Below are 26068 nucleotides of genomic sequence, written 5' to 3' on the forward strand. Positions count from 1 at the left end.
TCGGTGGCGCATTGTGTCTCGGTCAACCGTACTCAGCCGAACAGCTCATCCTGCTGCACCACAGCGGTGCCAAGTTTGCCCACCACGATACCTGCCGCACGGTTCGACCAACGCACTGCTTCCGACATCGGCAGACCCGCGCCCAGCATCACGCCCAGTGTTGCAATGACGGTGTCCCCCGCGCCGGATACATCATAGACCTCACGGGCCTGTGTGGGCTCATGCAACGTGCTGTCTTCACGATACAGACTCATGCCCTCCTCGCTACGCGTGACCAGCAATGCCTCCAGGGCCAACGACTGGCGCAGTGCCTGGGCTTTGGCAGTCAGTTCGGCCTCGTCCCGCCAGCTGCCCGCCACTTGCCGGAATTCGCTACGGTTCGGCGTCAACAATGTCGCCCCCTGATAACGGCGATAATCATCCCCTTTCGGGTCAACCAACACCACCTTGCCGGCATCGCGGGCCAGCTTCATCATGGTTTCGACATGGGTGAGACCACCTTTGCCATAGTCGGACAGAATCACGACATCATGCTCTGGCAAGGCCTCTTGAAAGTCGTCCAGTTTGGCCGCCAGGATTTCATGGCTCGGTTGCGCCTCGAAATCGATACGGATCAATTGTTGCTGGCGCGCAATCACCCGCAGCTTGATGATGGTGGAGATGGTGGCATCCCGCAGCAACGAGCACTTCACGCCCGAGCTGGCCATCAGCTTTTCCAGGGCAGTGCCCGCTTCATCATCCCCCACCACTGACAGCAAGGTGACCTGCGCACCCAATGAGGCTGCATTGCGGGCGACATTGGCCGCCCCACCAGCCCGCTCTTCGCTGCGGTTGACCAGCGCAACCGGCACCGGCGCCTCGGGTGAGATCCGATTGACATCGCCAAACCAATAGCGATCCAACATGACATCCCCTACCACCAGAATACGGGCGCCATGAATGGCTGATTTCAATTGATCGACTTGAGCGCGATCCATCTGTCTTCCTTCTGTTCCATACCAAAACCGGCGTCTGTCACGCCGGCTGGGTGTCCCATCACACACCGACTGGGGTCATTTACGGCCAATGGCGTCGTATTCCAACTCAAAGCCCCGCACCAGGGCTGGGTCATACATATTGCGGCCATCCACGATCAGCGGTCGCTTCAATGCCGCCTTGATCCCTGGGAAGTCCGGGCTGCGGAATTCCTTCCACTCGGTCACGATCAGCAGCGCATCAGCGCCTTCCAATGCATTCATCGGTGAGCTGGCATATCGCACGCCCTCCACATTGCCCAGTATCCGTTGTGCCTCATGCACAGCGATCGGATCATAGGCAGTCACGGTGGCACCACGCTCCAGCAGGCCACGGATGATCACCAGGCTGGGCGCGTCACGCATATCGTCGGTATTGGGCTTGAACGCCAACCCCCACAATGCGAAATGTCGGCCCTGCAAGTCGCCATCGAAGTGTTTATCGAGCTTTTGCAGCATACGGAACTTCTGAGCATCGTTGACCCGCTCCACCGCATTCAGCACATGCAGATTGATGCCGTTTTCACTGGCGGTGCGTTGCAGAGCCTGCACATCCTTCGGGAAGCAGGAGCCGCCATAGCCCACACCGGGGTACAGAAAGTGATACCCGATGCGCGGATCAGAGCCGATCCCTTTACGGACATGCTCGATATCCGCCCCCATGACCTCCGCCAGATTGGCAAGCTCGTTCATGAAGCTGATACGCGTCGCCAGCATGGCGTTGGCAGCATACTTGGTCAATTCTGCAGAACGCACATCCATGATGATGATGCGCTCATGATTGCGCTGGAAAGGCTGATACAGATTGCGCATCAGACTGAGGGCCCGTTCATCGTCCGCACCGATCACCACCCGGTCTGGCCGCATGAAATCATCGACGGCAGCGCCTTCCTTGAGGAATTCAGGATTCGACACCACGCTGTAATCGATCTGCACGCCGCGCTGGGCCAGCTCCTCACGGATGGCCTCACGAACACGATCGGCGGTGCCGACTGGCACGGTGGATTTATCCACCACCACTTTGTATTCCGCCATATGACGACCGATATTACGCGCAGCAGCCACCACATATTGCAAATCAGCCGAGCCGTCTTCATCTGGCGGGGTGCCGACCGCGATGAACTGCAAGGTGCCATGGGCAACGCTGGCCTCGACACTGGTGGTGAACGCCAAGCGCCCTGCTGCCACATTACGCTTGACCATGACTTCCAGGCCAGGCTCATAGATGGGGATGCCGCCATTGTTGAGGATCTCGATCTTGCGCGGATCGACATCCAGACACAGCACATTGTTGCCCATCTCAGCCAGGCATGCGCCGGTGACCAAACCCACATAACCCGTTCCAATAATACTGATCTTCACAATTCGAATCCTTCAATCAATTCTGAGCGATAGCATCGCGAATACGCATCAATGCAGCCACGGGATCATCCGCACGGGTGATCGGGCGACCAATGACCAGATAGTCCGACCCAGCCTGGATCGCCGCCTCCGGCGTCATGACCCGGGATTGATCGTCCAGACCAGCATCCGCTGGACGGATGCCGGGCGTCACCAACTTGAAATCCGCCCCATGCTGGGCTTTCAGCTGGGCGGCCTCCTGCGCGGAGCACACCACGCCATCCAGGCCACAATCCTTGGCCAACGCGGCCAACCGACCCACCATGGCTGCCGGGTCGGGGTTGAGGCCCACTTCTGCCAACTGAGTGGCATCCATACTGGTCAGGATGGTCACGCCGATCAGCAAGGGCCGCTGTGACAAACCCGACAATGCCTCGCGGGTGGTTTCCATCATCTTGCGGCCACCCAGCGCGTGGATATTGACCATCCACACACCCAAATTGGCCGCTGCCTTACAAGCCTGAGCGACGGTGTTGGGAATGTCGTGGAATTTCAGATCGAGAAATACATCAAACCCTGTCTTGATCAACTGCTCCACAAAGCGAGGGCCTTCTGCTGTGAACAATTCCTTACCGACTTTCAAGCGGCACAGGGATGGATCGACGCGGCCCACGAATTGCATGGCCGTCGCCGCATTGGCATAGTCCAGCGGCACAATTATTTTTGGATCATATTGAGAGGTCATGACTATCCTGTTTATTTGAATATATTCAGGTGACGCGGGCTCCACCGCCCAACTTGGGCAGATAACTCTCCCAGCCTGCGCAGCCCGGGCAATGCCAATAATATTGTCGAGCGCGGAAACCGCACTGCTGGCATTGATACATGGCCAATTTCTTGGTGTGTTCGTGCAATAGATTGCGGACCGCTTCCAGATCCGGGCGGCGCTCTGCGGCCACATAATGCAGCTCCACCTCGACCAGCGAGCGCAAACCCAGCAGCGAGGCATTCCGACGCAACTCGGCGTACAGAAACTCCTTGGCGGTATCCAGCCCATCCAGCTCACTGATGGCCTGGAACACCTGATCGACGATATCGAGCGATGGATAGCTGGTCAGATAGGTGCGCAACAACTGCACTCCCTCGGCAGGCCGACCGGCTTGTTTATAGGCTTCCATCAAACGGCTACCCACCAGTGACAGGTATTGCGGGTCCTGGTTTTCGATCCGTTTCCAATGCTCGATGGCGTCGTCCAATTCACCTGCAGCCATGGCGATATCCCCCAGCAGCATGTTGGCACGCACGCATTTGCGGTGGATCTGCAAGGCCTTTTCGAGATTGCCGCGTGCCTGCTCGGGCTGCGAATTGGCAATATCCCGCTGTGCCATTTCGCAGTGGAATTCCGCCACTTCGTTCTGGAATGACGCCGTCCCATCCGCCAAGCGGTTGGCGGTCTCGATGGCCTTCTCCCAGTTCTTTTCCAGCTGGTAGATGTCCAGCAGTTGCTGGCTGGCGGTGCGTGCGTAAGGCGAATCCGCCAGTTTCTGCAGCATCTCCTCTGCCCGGTCGAACAGGCCAGCTTTCACGAAATCCAGCGCCAGCTCGTATTGCCCTTTGAGCCTTTGCTCTGCCGAGATGTCATTTCTGGCCAACAGATTCTGATGGATCAAGATGGCGCGCTCATGTTCACCTTTGCGGCGGAACATGCTGCCCAGAGCGAAATTGAGATCTACCGAGTGAGGGTCGCTCTTGATGATTTCAGCGAATTCCGCAATGGCCTTGTCCTGCTCTTCGTTCAGCAGAAAATTCAAGCCTTTGTAATAGGCCAGCGGCAATTTACGTGTTTCACGCAACAGTTGCCGAATGTCGATCCGGGCGGCCAACCAGCCCATGCCAAAAAACAAGGGGGGCAGTACCAACCACCATAACTCCATATCCACGCGGGTATTCCTAAATCAGCTTTACAGGTGTTATTGACAGGTGTTGCTGTATGGAGCATTGCATCAGCCTCGCCCCGAACACGCGAAAGACCAGGCGGGTCAGCCCTGAATCAGGCGTCAGATCACCACATCTGGTTGTTGTGGGCCGCTTTGTGTCAGCGTGCCACGGCTGCGCAGTTCTTTTTTGAGCACCAGTATTTCACGGCGCAGCTTCAGCAATTGTCCCAGACCAGCCAGCAACCCAAAGGCAGCGCCGATGCTGAAGAATACCAACAGCATCAGTATCAAGGGTGCTTGCCATTCATAGCCCAGAAAGTAACGGAGTGACACGGTTTGGCTGTTATGCAGCGCAAAACCCAAGAACAAGAGGAAAACAACGAACTGCAGGGCCCAGATGAAATAACGCATCACGATCAGGTCTCTTTGGCAGGTCTGGATAACCGCGCATTTTACCCGATAGACGGCCATTCGCGTTAGCAAGGCGTACAAATAAAGTTGCAAGTACGCAACAGTCATCAATCCACGGCACAAAAAAGCAACAACCCCGGATGCCCGGGGTTGTTGGTGCGCTCCAAACTGCCGGACAGACCATCGCTACCGCTTGCGTGCCAGCGTGATGCCATCACTCAACGGCAACAGGGTGAGATCGATGCGATCATCCCGATGCAATTTACGATTCAAGGCTTGCAGGGCACGGGTATCGGCATCCAGATCATCAGCGGGTCGGGCCACCGCGCCACCCCACAGCACATTGTCGATCATGATCAGCCCGCCGGGCCGCAACAGGGTCAAGCACTGCTCGTAATAGTGGTCGTAACTGATTTTGTCTGCATCGATGAAGGCAAAATCGTAACTGCTCGCCTCACCTGCTGCGATGCGGGCTTGCAGGGTATCCACCGCTGGCGCCAGTTGCAGGTCGATCTTGTGCGCCACCCCGGCTCGCTGCCAATATGGTTTGCCGATACTGGTGAATTCCTCACTGATGTCGCAGGCCAACAGATATCCTGTGGGTGGCAGCGCCAGCGCCACGGAAAGCGCACTGTAGCCAGTGAACACACCCACCTCGATGGCGCGGCTCACCCCCAGCAACTTGATCAGCAGCGCCATCAACTGCCCTTGCTCGGGTGAGATCTGCATTCTGGCTCGCTCATGCTGGGCCGTCACCTTGCGCAGTGCTGCCTGTTCCGGGTGCTCATGCAATGAGTGATCCAGCACATACTGATAGAGTGTATCGTCGAGATTCAATGTACGTCGGGACATGGTATACCTGATCAAATGGGCCTATGCGGCGCCGGGTTTCCGATCCATTACCTGCACCAAGCCCTGGCAGACCTGTCGCTGCGGGTCTTCTGTCGAGAGCGCTTGGCACAATCCATCCAGCTGCCCCTTCACCTTGGTGACCACGCTCTCGTGCTGGCCTTGTTGATTCCACCCGGCCAGTTTCAAGGCTATCTTCTCCAGCGAGCGGCGGTTACGCTCATAAAAGACATTGGATTGACCATTCAGCTCGTTCAGGATCTGATGGACGGCCTGATCGATGCGTGGCTCGTCTTCTGGTGACAACTCCAGCAGTCCCAGCACATAGCTCGCCCCCCACTGCAAGCGGGTGGCCGGGCCTTCGGACGTGGCATAGGCCTTTTCATACCATGTCAGCGCCTGCGCCTTGTCGCCACGCTTCTTGGCATTGCCAGCCAACGACAGCATGAAATAGTAAGGGGAATGTGACTTGCTCAATTCCGCAGTCAGCAGCTGATCTGCCTCGGGCATCAAGCCCACCTCTGTCAAAGTGTAGGCCGCCGTGCTGATGACGGCCTGGCGCTCGAACCGATCCTGGGTCATCTGGTCGGCCTTGGCCACCTGCTGCCGCACGGCCTGCTGCAGCGCAACAGACGGCGTCTTGCCATCAAGCTTGGCCAGTGCAACACGCGAGGTCAACGCAGACAGGCGATCAGCGGTGGATAGCGATGGATCTTGACTCAGCCGCTGCAATACCTTGTCCCAGCTCGCCAGCAGCCGATCACGTTGCACGCCTTGCTTTTCGATCAGCGGTACGATGTCGGACGCATAGCCGGTCAGGATGTCGAAATTCTGCCGAGCCAGTCGGGCATTGGCCAACACGCTGGCCACATGGCGGGCCGCCACACGGCGCGACGGCTCATCCAGTGCAGGCTGCCCCTCGTTTGCCGCAGCCAGGGCCTTCAACATCAGCCGGGCCGCCGTTTCACGCTGCGGGCATTTCGCGCCCAAGGCATACAGAACTGCAGCTCGCTTTTCAGGCTCGACCAACTTGGCTTCATCGGTATCCCATGAGTAGTCTGCCAGCAGCCGCCAGTCATTGGCATGCAGGGTCGTCTTGCCATCCTGGGCTCGGGCCAGCACCATCCCGACCGGCAAGGCGGATGACATACCCAGATCCAACACCTGCAGATAACGTCGCAGATCCAACTCACCGGGCAAGCGGGTGATCTCCGTGCCATCGGGCTTGAACAAGATCATGGTGGGGTAGCCACGCACCTGGAATCGCTCGCCCAGCTGCTGGGCATTGGGGCTGTCGCCATCCAGATAGACCGGCACAAAGGAACGCGACCGGTCAATAAAGGCCTGCTGGTTGAAGATGGTCGCCTTGACCTGATTGCAAGGCGGACACCATGCCGCCCCCCAATACAGGAACAAGGGCTTCTGGTTGGCTTTGGCCAACGCGAAGGCAGCATCCACATCGCCTTTCTGCCAATCGATGCCCGCCATCGCCACCGCACCAGTATCTGCCGCCAGGACAGGCAGCCCAGGCAGGCCCACCACCATCAGGCCCGCCCAAAGAATCGGCCATTGTTTCATGCTCACCCCTCCCAATGAGATACCGCATGATAATCCAGCTTTTACATCCTGTAGAGGTGGTTCTGCCACCTTGATTTCAGCAACACGTAAATATCAGCCCGGTCGCCAGCCAGCAAAAGCACACATCGACAATACATCCTTATATCCGAATAGCAAATACAATCAATATCACCCACAAATCAGGCCAGAAACAGCATCAAACAACATAATGATTAATATGAATATTTACCATACTTCAAATTTACCTATTTCGAATTAAATCATGAATCATATGAATTGAAATATTCACCCAATCCATCTAAATATTGAAGCAACGATGTGAACCTGTTTTAACACGCAACGCCATCTGATCACCGGACCCATTTCAGCAGAGGAAGTGCAATTGCGCACCCACCCCATCGTCCGCTCGATACCCAGGCAAATGCTGGCCAGCCTGGCCTTGTTGATTACCATGCTGGGTGGCACGGCCTTTCTGGCATCGATGGTCACTCAGCAAGAGCAATCTCTGATGCGCACCCGGTTCGAGGAACAGGCCAGGCTGCAGCAGCATGCCATTGCCGAGCGGATACAGCACTATGCGCAGGCGTTACGTGGTGTGGCGGCACATTTCAATGCACGGGGCAGCGTATCGGAGGAGGAATTCCATCTATATGTCAGGGATAGTGGCTTGATGCGGGACTATCCTGGCCTGTTTGGCATTGGCTTTGCCGAGCGGGTGACGGCCACCCAGCGAGCGGCGTTTGTCGAGCGCATGCTGCTGCTGCATCCAGACTTTCAGATCCACCCCAGCCAGGATGCCCCTGTGCAGAGCATCATCACCATGATCCACCCGCCGCGTGTGGATTACCTGCCCAGCCTGGGCTTTGACGCCTATGGCGAGCCTAACCGGCGCCGCGCCATGGATTTCACCGCGACCACCGGCAAGGTGGCCGCATCGGCCAGCATTGTCCTGCTTCTCGACCAGCGGCATGCGCAGACCCCAAGCTTCATGCTGTATCTGGCCTACCCCACCCAACCCGCCTCCGATCACCCTGCCCAACCACAAGGATGGCTATATGTAGGCAGCCGGGTGCGTGAGCTGGTCGCAGCCACCAGCATTTCAAGCCGCCCCATCAGATTGAGCATTCACGATGGCACACGGGATGGAAAACTGATCTACGGCACGGGACAGCATAGCGGCCCGCTGACCATCGAGCACACACTGGATCTGGGTGGCCATCAATGGATACTGGTCATGTCACCGACGGCACCTTTCCTGGCCTCGCAAATGCCTGGCCGCGCGCACTGGATATGGGGCGCGGGCCTGTTGATGACCTTGCTGACCATGGGCATCGTCGCGCAACGTGCCAATGCCAGACAGCTGGAGATGCGGCTGATCACCGATCGCACCCTGGAGAGCCAACAACGCGAGACACGCTTCCGCCACACCTTGGAAGCCATCCCCTATGCCTTGCTGACAATGGATCGGAACGGATGCATCACGACGGCCAACAGCACAGCTGCCGAGTGGTTTGAAACCAGCACCAGCAAGCTGGTCGGGCAGTCCATCGACCAGGTGCTGGCAACCAGACCACCCACCACTGCCCCATTGTCCCAATTAGCCAGCCGTTGTGCGGCGACCAACACCCCGCAACACCTGGGCGCCGAGCAAGGCTTTGTCGGGCTCAGGCCAGGTGGTGGCGAGTTCCCGGTTGAGATCCAACTGACCCCACTGGCACTCGATGACGCCACCGCCACCTTATGTTCGGTTGTCGATCTATCCATCCGTAAACGCCTGGAGGATCGATTCCGCCAAGTGGTGAAAAGCATCCCGAGCGCCATTCTGATGGTCAACCCACAAGGCCAGATCGAGTTGGTGAACCCGATAGTCGAACGCTGGTTTGGCTATCCAGACAATGAGTTGCTGGGCCAACCCGTCGAGCGGCTGATCCCCACACGCTTTCGGGCACACCACGCCGGTTACCGGGAAGCCTTTTTCCGTGAGCGTGATGCCAGACCGATGGGGGCGGGGCGGGACCTGTTCGGGCTCAGAAAGGATGGGTCGGAGTTTCCGATCGAAATCGGCCTGAATCCGATGAGTACCGATGAAGGGGTCTTTGTGCTCTGCCTGATCAATGACATCTCCAGCCGTAAAGCCACCGAACAGCGCCTGAGGCAACAGACCGAGCAACTGGAACAAGCCAGCCGCTACAAAAGTGAATTTCTGGCCAACATGTCGCACGAGCTGCGCACCCCGCTGAACAGCATTCTGATCCTGGCCGAGCAATTGCGGGACAATCGCCAGGGCAACCTGACCAACAAGCAGGTGGAGCACGCCGATATCATCTTCCGCTCAGGTTCCGAGCTGCTGTCCTTGATCAATGACATTCTGGATCTCTCCAAGATCGAGGCAGGCCGTGTCACCGTCGAGCAGGATCTCATCTCAGCCCAGGACCTGGCCCATCACCTGTTGAGCGCATTCAGGCCTCTGGCGGAGCGACAATCCTTGCACCTGACGGTCACAGTCCAGCCTGACACGCCAGCGTTGTTCATCACCGACAACAAGCGCCTCCAGCAAGTGATCAAAAATCTGACCGTGAACGCCATCAAATTCACAGATCAGGGGCAGGTATCCATCGAGATCCACCCCGCCGCGCCACCACCCAAGTCATCGCCCCCGCCCGATGCGGACACCTGGCTGGCCGTGGCTGTCACCGACACCGGCCCTGGCATTCCGCCAGACAAACGGGAAGAGATCTTTGAAGCCTTCCGTCAACTCGACAACTCCACCAGCCGCAGTTTTGGCGGCACAGGTCTGGGCCTGACCATCTCACGCCAGTTGGCCAAATTGCTGGGTGGAGACGTGCAGCTCACCGACCCGCCGGGCGGGGGAAGCTGCTTTACGGTGTCCGTCCCAGTCCAGTCTGTCAAACCACATAGCCAACTCATGCCACCACCGCTGCCTGAGCCCCCTGCTCAACGCCCCCTCGCCCACAACAAACTGCTGGTCATCGAGGACGATGCCGCGCTGGCCCATATCATTCTGTCAGCCGCCCAGGCATTGGGCCTGCAAGCATCCGTGGCATCCAGCGGCGCACTCGCGCTCGACCTGGCCCGCCAGACGCCCCCCTCAGCGGTGTTGCTGGATCTACTGCTACCCGACATGAGTGGCTGGCGGGTCTTGCGCGCATTGCGCGATATCATCGGCCCGACCGTGCCGGTTCAGGTCATCTCCTGCCTGGATCGCCCCGATGACTGGCGGGAAAGGGGCATTTGCAATTATCTGGTGAAACCTTTTGATCAACAGGCGCTGCTGCATGTCTTGCAACAGCTGGGAGCCAATGGGGTGGCCGACCGCTGGCAGGTATTACTGGTGGAGGATAACCTCATCGAGCGTGAGCACTATGCCCAGATGCTCGACCAGACCGACTTCCATGTGTCCGCAGTGGGCTCGATCGAGGAAGCCAAACAAGTGCTGCAGTCCCGCGCCATTGATGTGATGATTCTCGATCTACATCTGTCGGATGGCTTCGGCAGCGAGCTGCTGGCCTGGATGTACGATCAGCAGTCCTATCAACACATTCATGTGGTGATCTACTCCGGCTGCCTGCCGACCACCACACCGCTGCCCAAGCAGGCGCAGCATGTTGTGACACTGAGCAAGCAACAACACTCGCCCGACACGCTACAAAACACCATTCAATTGTTACTGGCAGATATGCTACCCACCAGCCCAGGCCTGGCGCAACCGCCCAATGATGACATGCTGCCCGCCCCAGCCGAGGGCAGTGACTGGAAGACCGTATTGGTAGTCGATGATGACATCCGCAACATCTATGCCATGAACAGCCTGCTGGAAACCCGGCAATTCAATGTCTTGACTGCAGACAATGGCGAAGCGGCCATCCAGCAGGTGGCCGAGCATCACCACATCGATGTGGTCTTGATGGACATGGCGATGCCGGTCATGGACGGCTATACCGCCATCCGCAGGCTGCGGGATGCAGACTTCAAAAAGCCGATCATCGCAGTCACCGCCTATGCCATGCAGGGGGATCGGGAGAAATGCCTGGCGGCGGGTGCAGATGATTACCTGGCCAAGCCGATCAACCAGCAGTCGCTGTTCAAAGCGCTGGCACGCTGGCAGATCGGCTGAGCCCAGCTGACACAGGGACCTCCACCATGGCCGCCAATGACACCTCTCCTACCGCAGTACGGATTCCCCCATTCATCCAGACGGTACTGTTGGTGGATGACAAACAGGAGAACCGCGTGGCGCTGGAGGCCATGTTGGATGATGGACAGATCCATTTCCTGCATGCCAGCTCGGGCGCAACCGCACTGAAAATGCTGCTGAACACCGAGGTATCCTTGGTGCTGCTGGACGTGTCGATGCCGGGCATGGATGGCTACGAAGTGCTACAGATGATGCGCAGCACCCGCAGCACGCGCCATATCCCGGTGATCATGCTGACCGCCTTCCTGCGCGACGAGATGGAGACCTTACGTGGCTATCAAGCAGGGGCCATTGAGTTCCTGACCAAACCGATCAACAGCGTCATGTTGCGCTGTAAGGTCATGCAGTTTCTGGCGCTGAACCAACAAAAGCATCAGCTCAAGATCGCCTATGAGCGGCTGGACACCCAGAAAGCCTATTACGAATCCATGCTCAATGCCGCCGGCGAGGGCGTGATCGGGCTTTCCACCGAGGGCGAGGTGCGATTCGCCAACCCAGCCGCCTTGAATCTGCTGCAGCTCCCTCAGCCTGATCTGCTGGATCAACCTTTTCGCAGCTTTTATCCCCCGCTTGAGGAACAGCCCAACCATTGGGAAGCATCCGACTTTTACCTGGCCTGGTCGGAAAAACGTGAGATCCGAGTAGAGGAAGCGCTGTTCGGCTCCACCCAACGGGATGCCTTTCCCGTTCAATACACCTGCTCGCCCTTGGCTGGCTGCACCAAGGGCACCGTGGTGGTGTTCGTGGACATCACCCAACGCAAGGCACTGGAAAACCAGCTGCGGATGCAAGCCATGACCGATCACCTGACCGGGCTCTACAATCGTGCTGGATTCAAGGCCGCGCTGCTGCACGCGCTGGCACGCTGCACCCGCCACCACGGCCAGATGGCACTTTTGCTGATCGATCTGGATCGATTCAAACAGGTGAACGACACCCTTGGTCACGAAAGCGGCGATAAGCTCTTGCAGGCCGTAGCTGATCGCTTGAGACACACCGTCCGCCAAGCAGACACACTGGCGCGGTTGGGCGGCGATGAATTCACAGTCATTCTGGAGCATCTGGACGGGGCGGAGGACGCCGCCTACTGCGCCGCCAAGATCATCGAGGCCCTCAAGCACCCCTTCCAGATCCAGGACATGGAGCTGATCATCGGCGCAAGTGTCGGCATCGCCACCTATCCGGCGTGTGGCGACAACCCGGTCGCGCTGATGCAGGCTGCAGATGTCGCGATGTACCGGGCCAAAAGCGATGGCCGCAACCTCTACCATTTCTTCACCCAGGAAATGAATGACCGGGCGCGGACCAAGATGGTATTGGAACAAAGCCTGCACCATGCGCTCACTGGCCAGCAGCTGCGGCTGGTGTATCAGCCACAGATCGATCTACGGACGGGCCAGATCATCGGCCTGGAGGCCCTGTTGCGCTGGCAGCACCCGACAGCAGGCTTGGTCTCCCCCGCAACCTTTGTCCCACTGCTGGAGGAAACCGGCCTGATCGTGCCGGTTGGCAACTGGATCATCAAGACAGTGTGTGCGCAGCGCCAAGACTGGAATCGGCGGCATGTGCTACCGGAGGACTGCAAAATCGCCATCAATATCTCGCCACGGCAATTCGTGGATGAGAACCTAGCACGCATGCTCCGCCAGCATCTGCACCAGCACCAGATCAACCCGGCTTCGATCGAGCTGGAGCTGACGGAAAACATGCTGATGCAGGAAAATGAACAGACCCTGCACATTCTCCACCAACTGCATCAGCTGGCCGTGTCGTTGTCGATCGATGATTTCGGCACCGGCTATTCCTCATTCAGCTACATCAAGCGTTTCAATCTGGATGCGTTGAAGATCGACAAGAGCTTTGTGGATCAACTGGCGGAATCGGAACGGGATGTGGCCATCGTCGCCTCTATCATCGATCTGGCCCACAACCTGCGCATGAAGACCATCGCGGAGGGTGTGGAAACCAAAGCCCAGCTGGATGTGCTGACCTGCCTGGGGTGCGACATCATTCAAGGCTTCTATTACTCCCCGCCCTGCCAGGTGGCAGAGCTGGAGAGCTTGATCAGCAACAGCATGACAGCAGGTATGCCTCTGCGACCAAACCACATGCCGAGCCAAGCCGGCATGCCACCACCAGCGCCGTCCTGTTGACAACACCTACTGGAACGCCACCTCGGCAAAGCTACGCAGTTTCCGGCTGTGCAGTTGGTTGATGCCCTGCTCGCGCAGCAGCTCCATCGCCTTGATCCCAATACGCAGATGCTGATCGACACGATCACGATAGAACTGGTTTGCCATGCCGGGCAGCTTGATCTCACCATGCAAGGGCTTGTCGCTGACACAAAGCAAGGTGCCGTAGGGGACGCGGAACCGGAAGCCATTGGCAGCAATGGTGGCGCTTTCCATGTCCAGCGCAATGGCGCGGCTTTGGCTGAAACGCCGCTGGGGCCGATTGTCCGGCAGCAGCTCCCAGTTGCGGTTGTCGGTGCTCGCCACCGTGCCGGTGCGCATGATCCGCTTCAATTCGCTGCCCTTGACCTGGGTGATCTCGGACACGGCTGCCTCCAGCGCAAGCTGGATCTCGGCCAGCGCCGGAATCGGCACCCACAGCGGCAGGTCTTCATCCAGCACATGGTCTTCACGCACATAGCCATGCGCCAGCACATAGTCACCCAGCTGCTGGCTGTTTCGCAGCCCGGCGCAGTGCCCAAGCATGACCCAAGCCTGCGGGCGCAATACCGCGATGTGATCAGTGATGGTCTTGGCATTGGCTGGGCCCACGCCGATATTGACCATGCTGATCCCCCTGCGGTCAGCCCGGATCAAGTGATAGGCGGGCATCTGCGGCAGGCGCGGCAAGGCAGCACCCAAATGGTCAACAGCCCCGGCAGGTTGGCCCACCCGGCGGGTCACCACATTCCCTGGCTCGATAAAGGCGATGTAATCACTTGCCGGGTCTTGCATGGCGGCATGGCCCATGCGGATGAATTCGTCGATGTAGAACTGATAGTTGGTGAACAGCACGAAACTCTGGAAGTGCTCCGGCGCCGTACCGGTGTAATGGCGCAGCCGATGCAGCGAGTAATCCACGCGCGGCGCAGTGAACAAGGACAAGGGCTGGGCTTCGCCAGGGCCGGGCTCGTAGGTGCCATTGGCGATGCCATCGTCCATGGCAGTCAAGTCCGGCAGATCGAACACATCGCGCATCAACATCCGGCGGGCCGGGCTCAGGCTGCCCTCAATATGGTCATGCTCGGCAAACGAAAAATGCACAGGAATGGGCTGATTGCTGACACCGACCTCCAGCTCGCATCGGTGGTTTTGCAACAGCAGCGAAAACTGTTCCAGATAATAGTCGGCAAACAGGTCAGGACGAGTGAGCGTGGTTTCAAACCGGCCTGGCCCGGCCACGAACCCATAGCTCAACCGTGCGGCATCTGCAGGTGAAAACCGTGCGACGGTGTCGGTCTGCACCCTGACGTAGGGATAACACGCCCGGACATGCCCTGGCAGATCCTCCCCTTTGACAAAGCGCTGCATAGCATCGCGCAGATGCGCCAGGCTGTGATCGTAGATGTGACGGGCGTGCTGCAAGGCGGCTTCGGCATCGGTGAAGGCTTGAGCGGCAATGAAAGCGGGCAGATAGGGCATGTCGGGCTCGCAAGTCTCTATATGACACCCAGCCGATAATCTGAGCATCGCTGGGTTGGGTTGATGAAGCATGGAACAGCCGGATCGGATGCTGATTTGATCATAACTGATATTATTTACAGCCAACGGAAAACAGCCGTGATATGGCTTCAGTATGGCGCAACGGCGCTGGATTTGGCATTGCAGACATTCCCGCATGCCTGCCAGCGGGCAAGGGCTGGGCGAGCAGATGTGATTGCAACAGCTCACCCCGCATCCAAGGGTCTATAACAAAGAGAGCCCATAACCACCCTGCCCGCCTGTCCATGACAGCAGGCGGCCAGGGCAACCGACATCAGGAGACTGTCACTTGAAGAAATGGTTTCGTTACAGCGTGACAGAAAGCTTACAGATATTGGCCTTTGCCACACTTTACGCAACCGTTGTCGTGCTGACTTGGCATTTTCTGGCCAACCAGAACCGCGCCACGTCGCTATGGCTGCCTGGCGGGCTGGCTTTGGCAGGGCTGATGGTGGCGGGGCTGCGATTTTGGCCAGCCATTGCCCTGGGCGATCTGTGCGGCCATTTCTTACTTGGGTTTCCCACCCAGGCCATGTCAGCCAGTATGTTTGACACCACAGTGGAGGCCGTGACTGCCGCCTGGTTGATCCAGCTGCACCAGCCTGGTGTGCCACCATTTTCCCGCCTTCGGCAATATGTCTGGTTCTGCGCGTCCATCGCCATTGCCAATCTGCTGGGTGATACCCTGGGCATGGTGCTCTCCTGGATCAATAGCGACATCCCCGACACACTCCCCTTGCAACAGATGATCCTGCACTGGCAAGGCGACGTGCTTGGCATGTTGATCCTGACGCCACTGGCTGTCCTGTGGCTGAATCCACCCCGTCATTGGCTGCAGCAGGAAAGGCTGATCGAAGCCGTGATCTGTTTTGGACTGACGATCCTGGCAGGCCAGATCATCTTCCTCGGCTGGCTTCACCAGCAGGTCGGTCAATATGCGGAAGATTTCATGGCCTTTGTATTCGTAGCCTGGGCCGGGGTGCGGCTGGGGCGACACGGTGTATCGCTGGCGCTGGCCATCCTTTCCATCCAGGCACTGGTTGGGGGCATGGGCGATCACAGCTATTTCAGCCAATCTGCACCGGTAGGCAGCCAAGCCAACTACTGGTTCTTCACCGTCATCATCACCTTGATCGGTATGTCGCTCGCCCTGGCTTTGCAAGAGCGCATGCAGGCCGAAGCAGATCTACGGGAGCGCGAACAGCGCTTGAGCGCCATGTTCGAGCTGTCACCGCTGGGCATGGCCCGCAATACCCTCGATGGACGCTATGTGGAAGCAAACCCGGCGCTGTTGAATATGGTGGGGTACCCACTGGCTGAGCTGAATCGACTCAGCTATTGGGACCTCACCCCGCCCCGCTATGCATCGCTCGACCAGCACCAGGCCAAGCTGTTGATCCAGCAAGGGCGATATGGCCCGTATGAGAAGGAATACATCCACCACAACGGCCAGCTGATCCCCGTGCGGCTCAACGGCATGCTGATTACCGGTGGTGAGGGCGAACGCTATGTCTGGTCGATCATCGAAAACATCACCGACCAGCGGCATGCCGAAGAGGAGATGCAATTGGCCTCACTGGTCTACACCAACAGCAATGAGGCCATGTCGGTGTCAGATGCCAAGAACGCCATTCTGGCGATCAACCCGGCGTTCACCCGCCTCACCGGCTACCAGCGTGATGAGATCGTCGGCGGCAATACCCGCTTGTTGCGCTCCGACAGACATGATGAGCGTTTCTACCAGGAAATGAGCGATGCGATCCGCCTGAATGGCCAATGGCAAGGCGAGATCTGGGTGAAGCGCAAGAGCGGCGAAGATTTCGTCGCGTGGCTGGGGGTCAATACCATTTTGAATGAAGATGGCACTGTCCATCGTCGGGTTGCACAGTTTCAGGATATCAGTGAAAAAAAGAAATCCGAGGAATTGATCTGGCAACAAGCCAATTTTGACCCGCTGACCGGACTGCCCAACCGGCACATGTTCCACGATCGGCTCCAGCAGGAGATCAAGAAATCACACCGCACGGGGCTCTCACTGGCGTTGATCTTCCTCGATCTCGATCACTTCAAGGCGGTCAACGACACCCTCGGACATGCGATGGGCGACCAATTGCTGAAAGATGTCGCCAGCCGCCTGACCGCCACCGTAAGGGAGAGCGATACAGTTGTCAGGCTGGGGGGGGATGAATTCACCCTGATCCTGAGCGAGCTGGAGGACACCCACATCGCAGAGCGGGTGGCGCGTGATCTGCTGGCCCGCCTGGTCGAGCCTTTCCAGCTGGGCGACGATCTGACTTACATTTCCGCCAGTATCGGCATCACCTTCTACCCAGACGATGCCACGGATGTCGATAGCCTGATCAAACACGCCGACCAGGCCATGTATGCCGCCAAACAGCGAGGGCGGAATCGCTACAATTTCTTCACCCCATCGATGCAGGAATCCGTCGAAAAACGCATGCGATTGGCCAATGAATTGCGTATCGCCATCAGTGGCGAGCAATTCACCCTGTACTACCAACCCATCGTCGAGCTGAGCAGTGGCCGCATCCAGAAAGCAGAAGCATTGATCCGGTGGGTACACCCCAAGCATGGCCGGATCAGTCCGGCTGATTTCATCCCGATTGCAGAGGAAACCGGTCTGATCAATGAGATCGGGAATTGGGTGTTCCTCGAAGCCGCACGCCAGGTCAAGATCTGGCGCGAGCGCTATCAACCCGACATGCAGATCAGCGTCAACAAATCACCGATCCAGTTCCGCAGCGAGGCCCACCATGAGAGCGTCTGGATCGATCACCTGAAATCACTCAACCTGCCCGGCCACTGCATGGTGGTTGAAATCACCGAAGGTCTGCTGATGGATGCCGGTGAAGCCGTCAGCCGTCGGCTGCTGGCGTTCCGGGATGCGGGAATCCAGGTGGCGCTGGACGACTTCGGCACCGGCTATTCGTCCCTGTCCTATTTAAAGAAATTCGATATTGATTATTTGAAGATCGACCAGTCGTTCGTGCGCAATCTGACACCGGACTCGCCCGATCTGGCGTTATGCGAGGCCATCATCGTGATGGCCCACAAACTTGGCATTAAAGTGGTAGCCGAAGGCGTGGAGACAGAGCAGCAACGCAATCTGCTGATCGGGGCGCAGTGTGATTATGCGCAAGGCTATTGGTACAGCCGCCCCGTGCCCGCCACCGAATTCGACCTGCTGTTGCAGCAAAACCCACTATCGGTGGCTCGGCCTGCGGCGTGATGTGCCCGTCTCCGCCTCCCAACGCTCAGTCGAGCGCCTCATCGACTGGCAGGATGGTGGTGCGCTTCACCCCTTCCAATGCAAAGCTGGATTTGACATCCAGCACCCCGGGCTGCTTCAGCACCTTATCCATCACAAATCGTGAAAAGTGCTGCAGATCCGTCACCATGACCCGCAGCAGATAATCCATCTCTCCAGTCATAGAGTGACATTCCGTCACCTCCGGCCACTCCCTGACCGCCTGCTTGAAGCTGTCAGTCGAGCTTTCGGCTCGCTTGTCCAACGACACATTGACGAAAGCCAGCAAGCCAAACCCCAATTTTTCCGGGCTGAGAATGGCGGTGTAATGATCGATGACGCCTGTTTCCTCCAGCCTTTGCAGACGCCGCAGGCAAGGCGAGGGAGACAAGGCCACGCGCTTGGCCAGCTCTACATTGGAGATGCGGCCATGCTGCTGCAGGACTTCAAGAATACGGCGATCGATTTTGTCGAGCCTGATTCGCTTTGACATTTTATTGCTCTTTGCGAATTAAAGTTAGTTATACGTTGCTTATTTTAAAGAAGTTCGGGCAATTTTTGAAATCAAATATCGAGGATTTCAGCGTAGGATAGAAAAATGTGAGGTATCGCCAACGGCGACCAAAGATAACATCACAAATCCATTTGGAGACACACTCATGACCACGTTGCAGTTTGCACGTCCTCGCTCCGCCCCCACCTCACTGTGGGACAACCCGATGGGCACCGACGGTTTTGAATTCGTCGAATACACCGCGCCCGACCCTCAAACGTTGGACACCCTGTTTACCCTGTTGGGCTTCAAGGCCGTCGCAAAGCACCGCTCCAAAAATGTGACATTGTATCGTCAAGGCGACATCAATTTCATCGTCAATGCTGAAAAAGAAAGTTTTGCGCAATCTTTTGCCCGAGTGCATGGGCCCTCTGCCTGCGCGATGGCTTTCCGGGTAGCTGATGCACGCGCCGCTTTTGACCGCGCAGTGAGCCTGGGTGCTGTTCCGCATGATCAGAACTACGGCCCGATGGAGCTGAACATCCCCGCCATCAAGGGCATCGGTGATTGCCCCATCTATCTGGTGGATCGCTATGGCAGCCAGTCCATCTATGACGTGGATTTCATTCCGCTGGACGATTCCAACGGGGTCAATTTCGGGGTCGGCCTGACCTATATCGACCACCTGACCCATAATGTCCATCGCGGACGGATGGGCGTCTGGTCGTCATTTTATGAAAAGCTGTTCAATTTCAAGGAAATCCGCTATTTCGACATCGAGGGCAAGCTGACCGGGCTGAAAAGCCAGGCCATGACCAGCCCATGCGGCAAGATCCGCATCCCGATCAACGAGTCTTCTGACGATAAAAGCCAGATTGAAGAATTCCTGCATGCATATAATGGAGAAGGCATACAGCACATTGCTCTGGGTACCGACGATATCATCGGCACGATCGAGGCCCTTAAAGCACGCGGCATCACCTTCCTTGACACCCCTGACACTTACTATGACATGGTGAATGAGCGGGTCAAAGGGCATGGCGAGGACATCGCGCGGCTCAAGGCCAACCGCATCCTGATCGATGGCGCCCCCAGCGAAGGGCAAGGCTATCTGCTGCAGATCTTCACCGAAACCGTCATCGGCCCGATCTTCTTCGAGATCATCCAGCGCAAGGGCAATGAAGGGTTTGGCGAGGGTAATTTCAAAGCCCTGTTCGATTCGATCGAACTCGACCAGATCCGTCGCGGCGTGCTGCAAGACCCAAGCACCCAGGCCGCGTGATCAGGAGGCTTTCATGCTCAAACCGGACAACCCATTGCGTGGCAATTACAGCCACATCCGTGCGGATTACACCGTCGAGCAGGACTGGCAGGTCTACACCGCCGAGGAGCATGATCTCTATCGGCGGTTGTTCGAGCGCCAGAGCAGCAAACTGAAAGGCTACGCCGCCGAGGAATTCATAGAGAATGTGCATCGCCTGGCATCCGATGGGCTGCCCTGTTTCGATGATGCCAATCAGATCCTGGCGGAGACTGGCTGGAAGATCGTGGCTGTTCCTGGCCTGATTCCGGACGACACCTTTTTCACCCACTTGGCACATCGCCAATTCCCGGTCACGGTGTGGCTGCGCAAGCCCGAGGAATTCGACTACATCGTCGAGCCCGATATCTTTCATGATTTCTTCGGCCATGTGCCGCTGTTGCTGAACCCGGTATTCGCAGATCATCTGCAAGCGTATGGCAAAGGCGGATTGCGCGCCATGAAGCTGGACGCCGTGCCTTATTTGGCGCGGCTTTATTGGTATATGGTCGAGTTCGGGCTGATCCTGACGCCAGAGGGGTTGCGCACCTATGGGGCCGGCATCTTGTCCTCGGGCGGTGAGATCATCCATTGCATCGACAGCCCAGCGCCCAATCGCATCAAATTCGATCTGCGGCGCGTGATGCAAAGTGAATATCGGATCGACCGTTATCAGGACACCTACTTCGTCATCGACAGTTTCCAGCAATTGTTCGATGAAACGGCGGTGGATTTCGGCCCAATCTACGAAGACTTGAAGAAACTGGAGCCGATCGACCCCAGCGTGGTCCTCCCCAGCGATACCCTGGTCAGCCATACCAACCCTGTCGATCAAAAGGCCGCCTGATGAAAAAATGGATCAGTTTTCCGAAATCTGCTGGCGAATATTCCAAGCAAGCCCACTGCGACTTACCCACCGGCACTTATGAGCGCGAAATGGGCAAAGAAGGCTTTTTCGGCCCGGCCTGCCACTTCCACCATCAGCATCCACCCACAGCCTGGATCAGTTTCGACGGCCCACTACAGCCCCATGCCTTTGACCTGAATGAGCTGGCTCTCGCCGGCCCCAGCCCCTGGGATGCCCACCTGTTGTTCTCCAATCACGATACCCGCATCCGCTATTGGCAACTGAAAGACGCCATGACCCATCTGGTGCGCAATGCAGATGGCGACGAGCTGCTGTTCATCCATGAAGGCGCGGGCGATCTGTATTGTGACTGGGGGCATTTGCCCTATCGAGATGGCGACTACATCATGTTGCCTCGTGGCAGCATGTGGCGGCTGACACCTAGCTCACCCACACAGTTGATGCTGATCGAGGCCACGCAAAGTTCGTACCAGCTACCGGAAAAAGGCATGGTCGGCCCGCACGCGATCTTTGACCCCGCTGTGCTGGAAACCCCCGCGCTGAATGATGCATTCCGCGCCCAGCAAGGTAATCAGACCTGGCAGGTCAAGGTGAAACGGGCTAGGCAGCTGTCCACCCTCACCTACCCGTTCAACCCGTTGGATACCACTGGCTGGCATGGCGACCTGGTAGCCTGCAAGGTGAATTGGCGCGACATCCGCCCCCTGATGAGCCATCGCTACCACTTGCCTCCCTCGGCACACACAACCTTTGTCGCACGCAATTTCGTGATCTGCACCTTTGCGCCCCGCCCGATCGAATCCGACCCAGGCGCACTGAAAGTGCCGTTCTACCACAACAACGATGACTATGATGAGTTGATCTTCTACCATCGTGGCAATTTCTTCAGCCGCGACAATATCAAGCCCGGCATGATGACTTTGCATCCGAACGGTTTCACTCATGGGCCGCACCCCAAGGCGTTCGAGGTGGGCATGAAAGCAAGCCGGACAGAGACGGACGAGGTGGCAGTGATGATCGACACCCGCTTCCCGCTTGACATCCACGAGCCAGCCCAGTCAGTCGAATGGCCTGGGTATGTGGACTCGTGGAAACCCAAAACCTGAGCCATCAATTCGGCCTATCATGGCAATCAGCCATTTGACGCGGGGCGAGCCCCGCGTTTTTAACGCATGACGCTGGAGATAACATTGAAACTCGCCACACTGAAAGCCGGAGGCCGCGATGGTACCCTGGCGGTTGTCAGCCGTGATCTGACGCAAGCGGTCAAGGTGCCCCATATCGCCATGACACTGCAAGCCGCCCTGGACGACTGGGCCAAGGTCGAGCCCCTGCTGCAAGCCGCTTATGAAGTGCTCAACAGCGGTGACATGCAAGATGCGTTCCAGTTCGACCCGCAGCAATGCCACTCACCCCTACCCCGCGCATACCAATGGGCTGATGGCTCAGCCTACGTCAACCATGTCGAGCTGGTGCGTAAAGCGCGCGGCGCCGACATGCCGCCAGAATTCTGGACTGACCCATTGATGTATCAAGGTGGGTCAGACAGTTTTCTGCCCCCCACCGCACCGATTGCGGTACGCGATACCGCTTGGGGAGTGGACCTGGAAGGAGAAGTCGCCGTCATCACTGGCGACGTGCCCATGGGCGCCACACCCGAGCAGGCTGCCAGCCAGATCAAACTATTGATGCTGGTGAACGACGTCACCCTGCGCAACCTGATCCCCGCCGAGCTGGCCAAGGGCTTCGGCTTTTTCCAGAGCAAACCCGCCACTGCATTTTCGCCCGTTGCCGTCACGCCTGATGAACTGGGCCACGATTGGGATGGCCGCAAGGTCACGCGCCCATTGACTGTCCATGTTCGTGGCGAGCTGTTCGGCGCTCCGGATTGCGGCACCGACATGGTGTTCGATTTCGCACAGTTGATCGCCCATGTCGCCAAGACCCGCGAGCTGTGCGCTGGCTCCATTGTCGGCTCTGGCACCATCTCGAACGTGGATCGCAGCCGTGGCAGCGCCTGCATCGTTGAGCGCCGCATGCTGGAGATCCTGGCGGAAGGACAACCCAGAACCCCCTTCCTGCAATATGGTGAACAGGTTCGCATCGAGATGTTCGACCGTGACGGCCAGTCGATCTTCGGCGCGATCGATCAGGTGGTCAGGCCCAACCCCACCAACTGACACCCGGCAGCATGCTGGCCTGGCAGATGTACCAGGCCCATTTGACACCATGGCAGGTCACCCGACCTGCTTTTTGCTTATGTACGCTGAGCAAACGTGATCCTATCGACCTGCCTTTGGAGACATAGATGGAGCTCTACACCTACTTCCGATCATCCGCCGCCTTCCGAGTGCGTATCGCGCTCAATCTGAAGGGGCTACCCTACACCCCACAATTCATCCACCTACTCAATCACGGCGGCGAGCAGCACAGCGTGGCCTACAAACAGCTCAACCCGGCGGAGCTGGTGCCCACCTTGATCGACGGCAACCGAATCCTCACCCAGTCGCTGGCCATCTGCGAGTATCTGGAGGAAACCCACCCCGAGATCCCCCTGCTACCATCCTCACCCCTCGACCGGGCATGGGTGCGTGCCATTGCCCTTGGCATCGCGTGCGACATCCACCCCATCAACAATCTGCGCGTGCTGCAATACCTGAGCAATGAGCTGGCTGTAACCGATGACGCCAAGACAGGCTGGGCCCAGCATTGGATCAAACTGGGCTTCGCCGCGCTGGAGAACCAGCTGGCAGGCGATGCGCGCACAGGGCTGTGTTGCCTGGGCAACACACCGACACTGGCCGATGTATGCCTGATTCCCCAGGTATTCAATGCACAGCGTTTTCAGGTCGATATGGATGCCTACCCAACTTTGCAGCGTATCGCCACACATTGCCAGTCGCTGCCTGCCTTCAGCACAGCCGCCCCCGCCCAGCAACCTGACGCCGCCTGATGCTCTGGCCAACCCGAGCGTTGGCCATATTTTGTTTTTTTAAAAAATTTTGATTTTACTCACACCAAGCAACAATAAATATAAATATCATTTTATATCAACACCATATCAAATCATCTTTAGAATCCACCTGCACTGAATCAGCAAACCGCTCTGGCAGGCATGCCCCCTAAACCACCTTCATTTCAAAATAGCAGCAATAAAGACCGCTTCAAGCCGATTGTCCTGATTGGAACATACAAACATTCCCTTGTATTCGGATATACAATCCATAACTGCAAAAACATCTATTTTTCAACATGAACCTTGTAGATCAGCCTGAACGGCCACTTTCCGTGACGGTGTCGATATTTTTTACAATGATGTCATATCAATCATTTACGCATTTCGCATTCCCTTGTTTATAAGGGTAAAAAAAATAATGGCATTAGAATTGCTTAATAGAAATGGTTATTGCAAATGCTTCATCAATCTTTATCGAGGTCACCGCAACATTATGAAAACCACCCAACTCAAACTGCTCACCGCCGTACTCCTGACCGCCACCACGTTCGCCGCCCAGGCTGCTGATCGCTGCTACCCACTCGTCGGCGCGCTCCGCTTGGATATGGACCCCACCTGCCAAGTCGCCACCGAATACCCTGGCAATGCCTTCCTGAAGGCACCCAACACCTGCCACCGGACCACCGTCACCGGCCTGGGCAAGGGTTTTTCCGGCCTGACCGTTGAAACGGTGTTCGGTGCCGATCAAGGCCACACCATGACACCTGGTAGCGCCAATGAGCAGCAGGTGCCGCCAGTACCCGATGGCACCAGCCCTATTCCTTACACCCGCCGCTTCTTCACAGGCCGCACCATCATCAAATCCGGCAATGACGCACTGTACGGTGCAGATGCAGGTGTGATGGGGGCGAAAGGCCTGTCCGAGCAGATCCTGCTGGTGGGCGGCACAGGAAGGTTCAATGGCGCCAGCGGCCACATCTATGCCTTTGGTAACTACCTTGGCAATTGGGGTGCCTATATTGGTGAGCTGTGCCTGCCAAGATAAGGTATTGAGCTGACATCAATAGAAAAGCCGACTCAAGTCGGCTTTTCTGTTTTGGTTGGTCGGTGGATCATGGTCCGAGTGGTGGGTTAGCAACAAGCGCCCCCGTTCATCCACCACCCAGCCACCAGCTCGGGTACGCACCCCACCACCTATATCTGGATGGATTCAGGGCGTACCCAGGCTTTGCCTGATCTCGGCCCAGTCATACGGCACAGGCCCGTTCAATCATCTCCGCCAAAGATCCCACTCAAAGCACCACTCCCCAACACCGAGCCCTGGTCCTGACTGGTACCACCTGCCGCCGGTGCCGCCATGACAATGCGGTTTGCCAGCTTGGACAACGGCAACGATTGCAACCAGACTTTGCCAGGGCCAGTCAATGTGGCAAAGAACAGTCCTTCTCCGCCAAACAGCGCACTCTTGACCTTGCCAACGAACTGGATATCGAAATCGACGGTCGGCTGGAAAGCCACTACGCAACCGGTATCGATCCGCAACCGCTCACCCGGCGCCAGCTGACGCTCGCAGATGGTGCCGCCCGCATGCACAAAAGCCAAGCCATCGCCTTCCAGCTTCTGCATGATGAACCCCTCGCCGCCGAACAGCCCCGCGCCCAGCTTGCGCTGAAAGGCGATGCCCATCGACACGCCCTTGGCCGCACACAGGAATGAATCCTTCTGGCAGATCAGCGTGCCACCCACATCCGGCAGATGCACTGGAATGATCTTGCCAGGGTAAGGCGCAGCGAACGCCACGCGACGCTTGCCATGCCCTTCATTGTGAAAGACCGTGGTGAACAACGATTCACCCGTCAACAAACGCTTGCCCGCACCCAGCAATTTCCCCATGAAGCCGCTCTGTTGTTGCGAGCCATCACCGAAAATGGTGTCCATCTCGACGCCATCTTCCATGTACATCATTACGCCAGGCTCGCCAATCGCCGCCTCGCCGGGGTCCAGCTCCACCTCGACATACTGCATGTCGTCGCCGAATATTTGGTAGTCGATCACATCCATAGCCATAGCCATACAACCCTCCTTTTCAATCAAACCTGTCGGAATCGATTCCTGAACCGGGCTC

19 protein-coding genes are annotated in these 26068 nt (G+C 57.5%); 9 read left to right on the forward strand and 10 right to left on the reverse strand.

Going from position 1 to position 26068, the window contains the following annotated elements:
* Window positions 1-32 precede the first annotated feature (32 nt).
* The 7 genes from rfaE1 to HNQ59_RS00830 form a co-directional block, all read right to left on the reverse strand.
* Window positions 33-977, reverse strand: a complete 945-nt coding sequence (rfaE1, locus tag HNQ59_RS00800) for a D-glycero-beta-D-manno-heptose-7-phosphate kinase (RefSeq protein WP_184033837.1) — start codon at window positions 975-977, stop codon at window positions 33-35.
* Window positions 978-1052: 75 nt separating this feature from the next.
* On the reverse strand, window positions 1053-2375 hold the full coding sequence (locus HNQ59_RS00805; protein ID WP_184033839.1) for a nucleotide sugar dehydrogenase: 1323 nt from the start codon (window positions 2373-2375) through the stop codon (window positions 1053-1055).
* Window positions 2376-2391: 16 nt separating this feature from the next.
* Window positions 2392-3099 carry an orotidine-5'-phosphate decarboxylase gene (gene pyrF / locus HNQ59_RS00810; RefSeq protein WP_184033841.1) on the reverse strand — a complete coding sequence of 236 codons (708 nt, stop codon included), beginning with the start codon at window positions 3097-3099 and terminating at the stop codon, window positions 2392-2394.
* Between the two features lie 25 nt (window positions 3100-3124).
* The gene (gene lapB, locus HNQ59_RS00815; RefSeq protein ID WP_221320155.1) at window positions 3125-4288 is read right to left on the reverse strand and encodes a lipopolysaccharide assembly protein LapB; all 1164 of its coding nucleotides are present in this window, start codon (window positions 4286-4288) and stop codon (window positions 3125-3127) included.
* 123 nt (window positions 4289-4411) lie between these two features.
* The gene (locus HNQ59_RS00820) at window positions 4412-4810 is read right to left on the reverse strand and encodes a LapA family protein (RefSeq protein WP_246490802.1); all 399 of its coding nucleotides are present in this window, start codon (window positions 4808-4810) and stop codon (window positions 4412-4414) included.
* A gap of 78 nt (window positions 4811-4888) precedes the next feature.
* Window positions 4889-5554, reverse strand: coding sequence for a class I SAM-dependent methyltransferase (locus tag HNQ59_RS00825; RefSeq protein ID WP_184033845.1), 666 nt, complete (start codon window positions 5552-5554; stop codon window positions 4889-4891).
* Between the two features lie 21 nt (window positions 5555-5575).
* Window positions 5576-7129, reverse strand: a complete 1554-nt coding sequence (locus tag HNQ59_RS00830) for a thioredoxin family protein (protein ID WP_184033847.1) — start codon at window positions 7127-7129, stop codon at window positions 5576-5578.
* A 376-nt stretch (window positions 7130-7505) separates the two neighbouring features.
* On the opposite strand from HNQ59_RS00830, the gene HNQ59_RS00835 reads away from it, so the two are divergent.
* Together HNQ59_RS00835 and HNQ59_RS00840 are read left to right on the forward strand one after the other, a co-directional pair.
* Window positions 7506-11264 (forward strand): response regulator, encoded by a 3759-nt coding sequence (locus tag HNQ59_RS00835; RefSeq protein WP_221320147.1) that lies wholly within the window; start codon window positions 7506-7508, stop codon window positions 11262-11264.
* A gap of 26 nt (window positions 11265-11290) precedes the next feature.
* Complete coding sequence (locus HNQ59_RS00840) at window positions 11291-13498, forward strand: putative bifunctional diguanylate cyclase/phosphodiesterase (RefSeq protein ID WP_184033852.1); 2208 nt, start codon at window positions 11291-11293, stop codon at window positions 13496-13498.
* A gap of 6 nt (window positions 13499-13504) precedes the next feature.
* Here HNQ59_RS00840 and HNQ59_RS00845 read toward each other — a convergent pair whose 3' ends face one another.
* On the reverse strand, window positions 13505-14998 hold the full coding sequence (locus HNQ59_RS00845; RefSeq protein ID WP_184033854.1) for an AMP nucleosidase: 1494 nt from the start codon (window positions 14996-14998) through the stop codon (window positions 13505-13507).
* A 349-nt stretch (window positions 14999-15347) separates the two neighbouring features.
* Between HNQ59_RS00845 and HNQ59_RS00850 the strand changes: the two genes are divergently transcribed.
* The gene (locus HNQ59_RS00850; RefSeq protein ID WP_246490795.1) at window positions 15348-18308 is read left to right on the forward strand and encodes a bifunctional diguanylate cyclase/phosphodiesterase; all 2961 of its coding nucleotides are present in this window, start codon (window positions 15348-15350) and stop codon (window positions 18306-18308) included.
* 25 nt (window positions 18309-18333) lie between these two features.
* Here HNQ59_RS00850 and HNQ59_RS00855 read toward each other — a convergent pair whose 3' ends face one another.
* Window positions 18334-18819, reverse strand: coding sequence for an Lrp/AsnC family transcriptional regulator (locus HNQ59_RS00855; protein WP_184033857.1), 486 nt, complete (start codon window positions 18817-18819; stop codon window positions 18334-18336).
* 166 nt (window positions 18820-18985) lie between these two features.
* Here HNQ59_RS00855 and hppD point away from each other — a divergent pair, with 166 nt between their 5' ends.
* From hppD to HNQ59_RS00885, 6 genes are all read left to right on the forward strand, one after another.
* Window positions 18986-20101 carry a 4-hydroxyphenylpyruvate dioxygenase gene (gene hppD / locus HNQ59_RS00860; protein ID WP_184033860.1) on the forward strand — a complete coding sequence of 372 codons (1116 nt, stop codon included), beginning with the start codon at window positions 18986-18988 and terminating at the stop codon, window positions 20099-20101.
* Between the two features lie 13 nt (window positions 20102-20114).
* Entirely contained in the window at window positions 20115-20966 is an 852-nt protein-coding gene (gene phhA, locus HNQ59_RS00865) for a phenylalanine 4-monooxygenase (protein ID WP_184033863.1), read from the forward strand.
* Entirely contained in the window at window positions 20966-22093 is a 1128-nt protein-coding gene (locus tag HNQ59_RS00870) for a homogentisate 1,2-dioxygenase (protein WP_184033864.1), read from the forward strand. The genes phhA and HNQ59_RS00870 overlap by 1 nt, the downstream gene beginning before the upstream one ends.
* Window positions 22094-22177: 84 nt before the next feature.
* Window positions 22178-23167 (forward strand): fumarylacetoacetate hydrolase family protein, encoded by a 990-nt coding sequence (locus HNQ59_RS00875; protein ID WP_184033866.1) that lies wholly within the window; start codon window positions 22178-22180, stop codon window positions 23165-23167.
* A 128-nt stretch (window positions 23168-23295) separates the two neighbouring features.
* On the forward strand, window positions 23296-23940 hold the full coding sequence (gene maiA, locus HNQ59_RS00880) for a maleylacetoacetate isomerase (protein WP_184033868.1): 645 nt from the start codon (window positions 23296-23298) through the stop codon (window positions 23938-23940).
* A 496-nt stretch (window positions 23941-24436) separates the two neighbouring features.
* A complete protein-coding gene (locus tag HNQ59_RS00885) occupies window positions 24437-24988 on the forward strand; it encodes a hypothetical protein (protein ID WP_184033870.1) in 552 nt (183 codons plus the stop codon).
* A 221-nt stretch (window positions 24989-25209) separates the two neighbouring features.
* Here the strand turns inward: HNQ59_RS00885 and HNQ59_RS00890 are convergent, their stop codons facing one another.
* A complete protein-coding gene (locus HNQ59_RS00890) occupies window positions 25210-26010 on the reverse strand; it encodes a TIGR00266 family protein (protein ID WP_184034137.1) in 801 nt (266 codons plus the stop codon).
* Between the last annotated feature and the right edge of the window lie 58 nt (window positions 26011-26068).

This window comes from Chitinivorax tropicus (assembly GCF_014202905.1).
GTDB lineage: Bacteria > Pseudomonadota > Gammaproteobacteria > Burkholderiales > SCOH01 > Chitinivorax > Chitinivorax tropicus.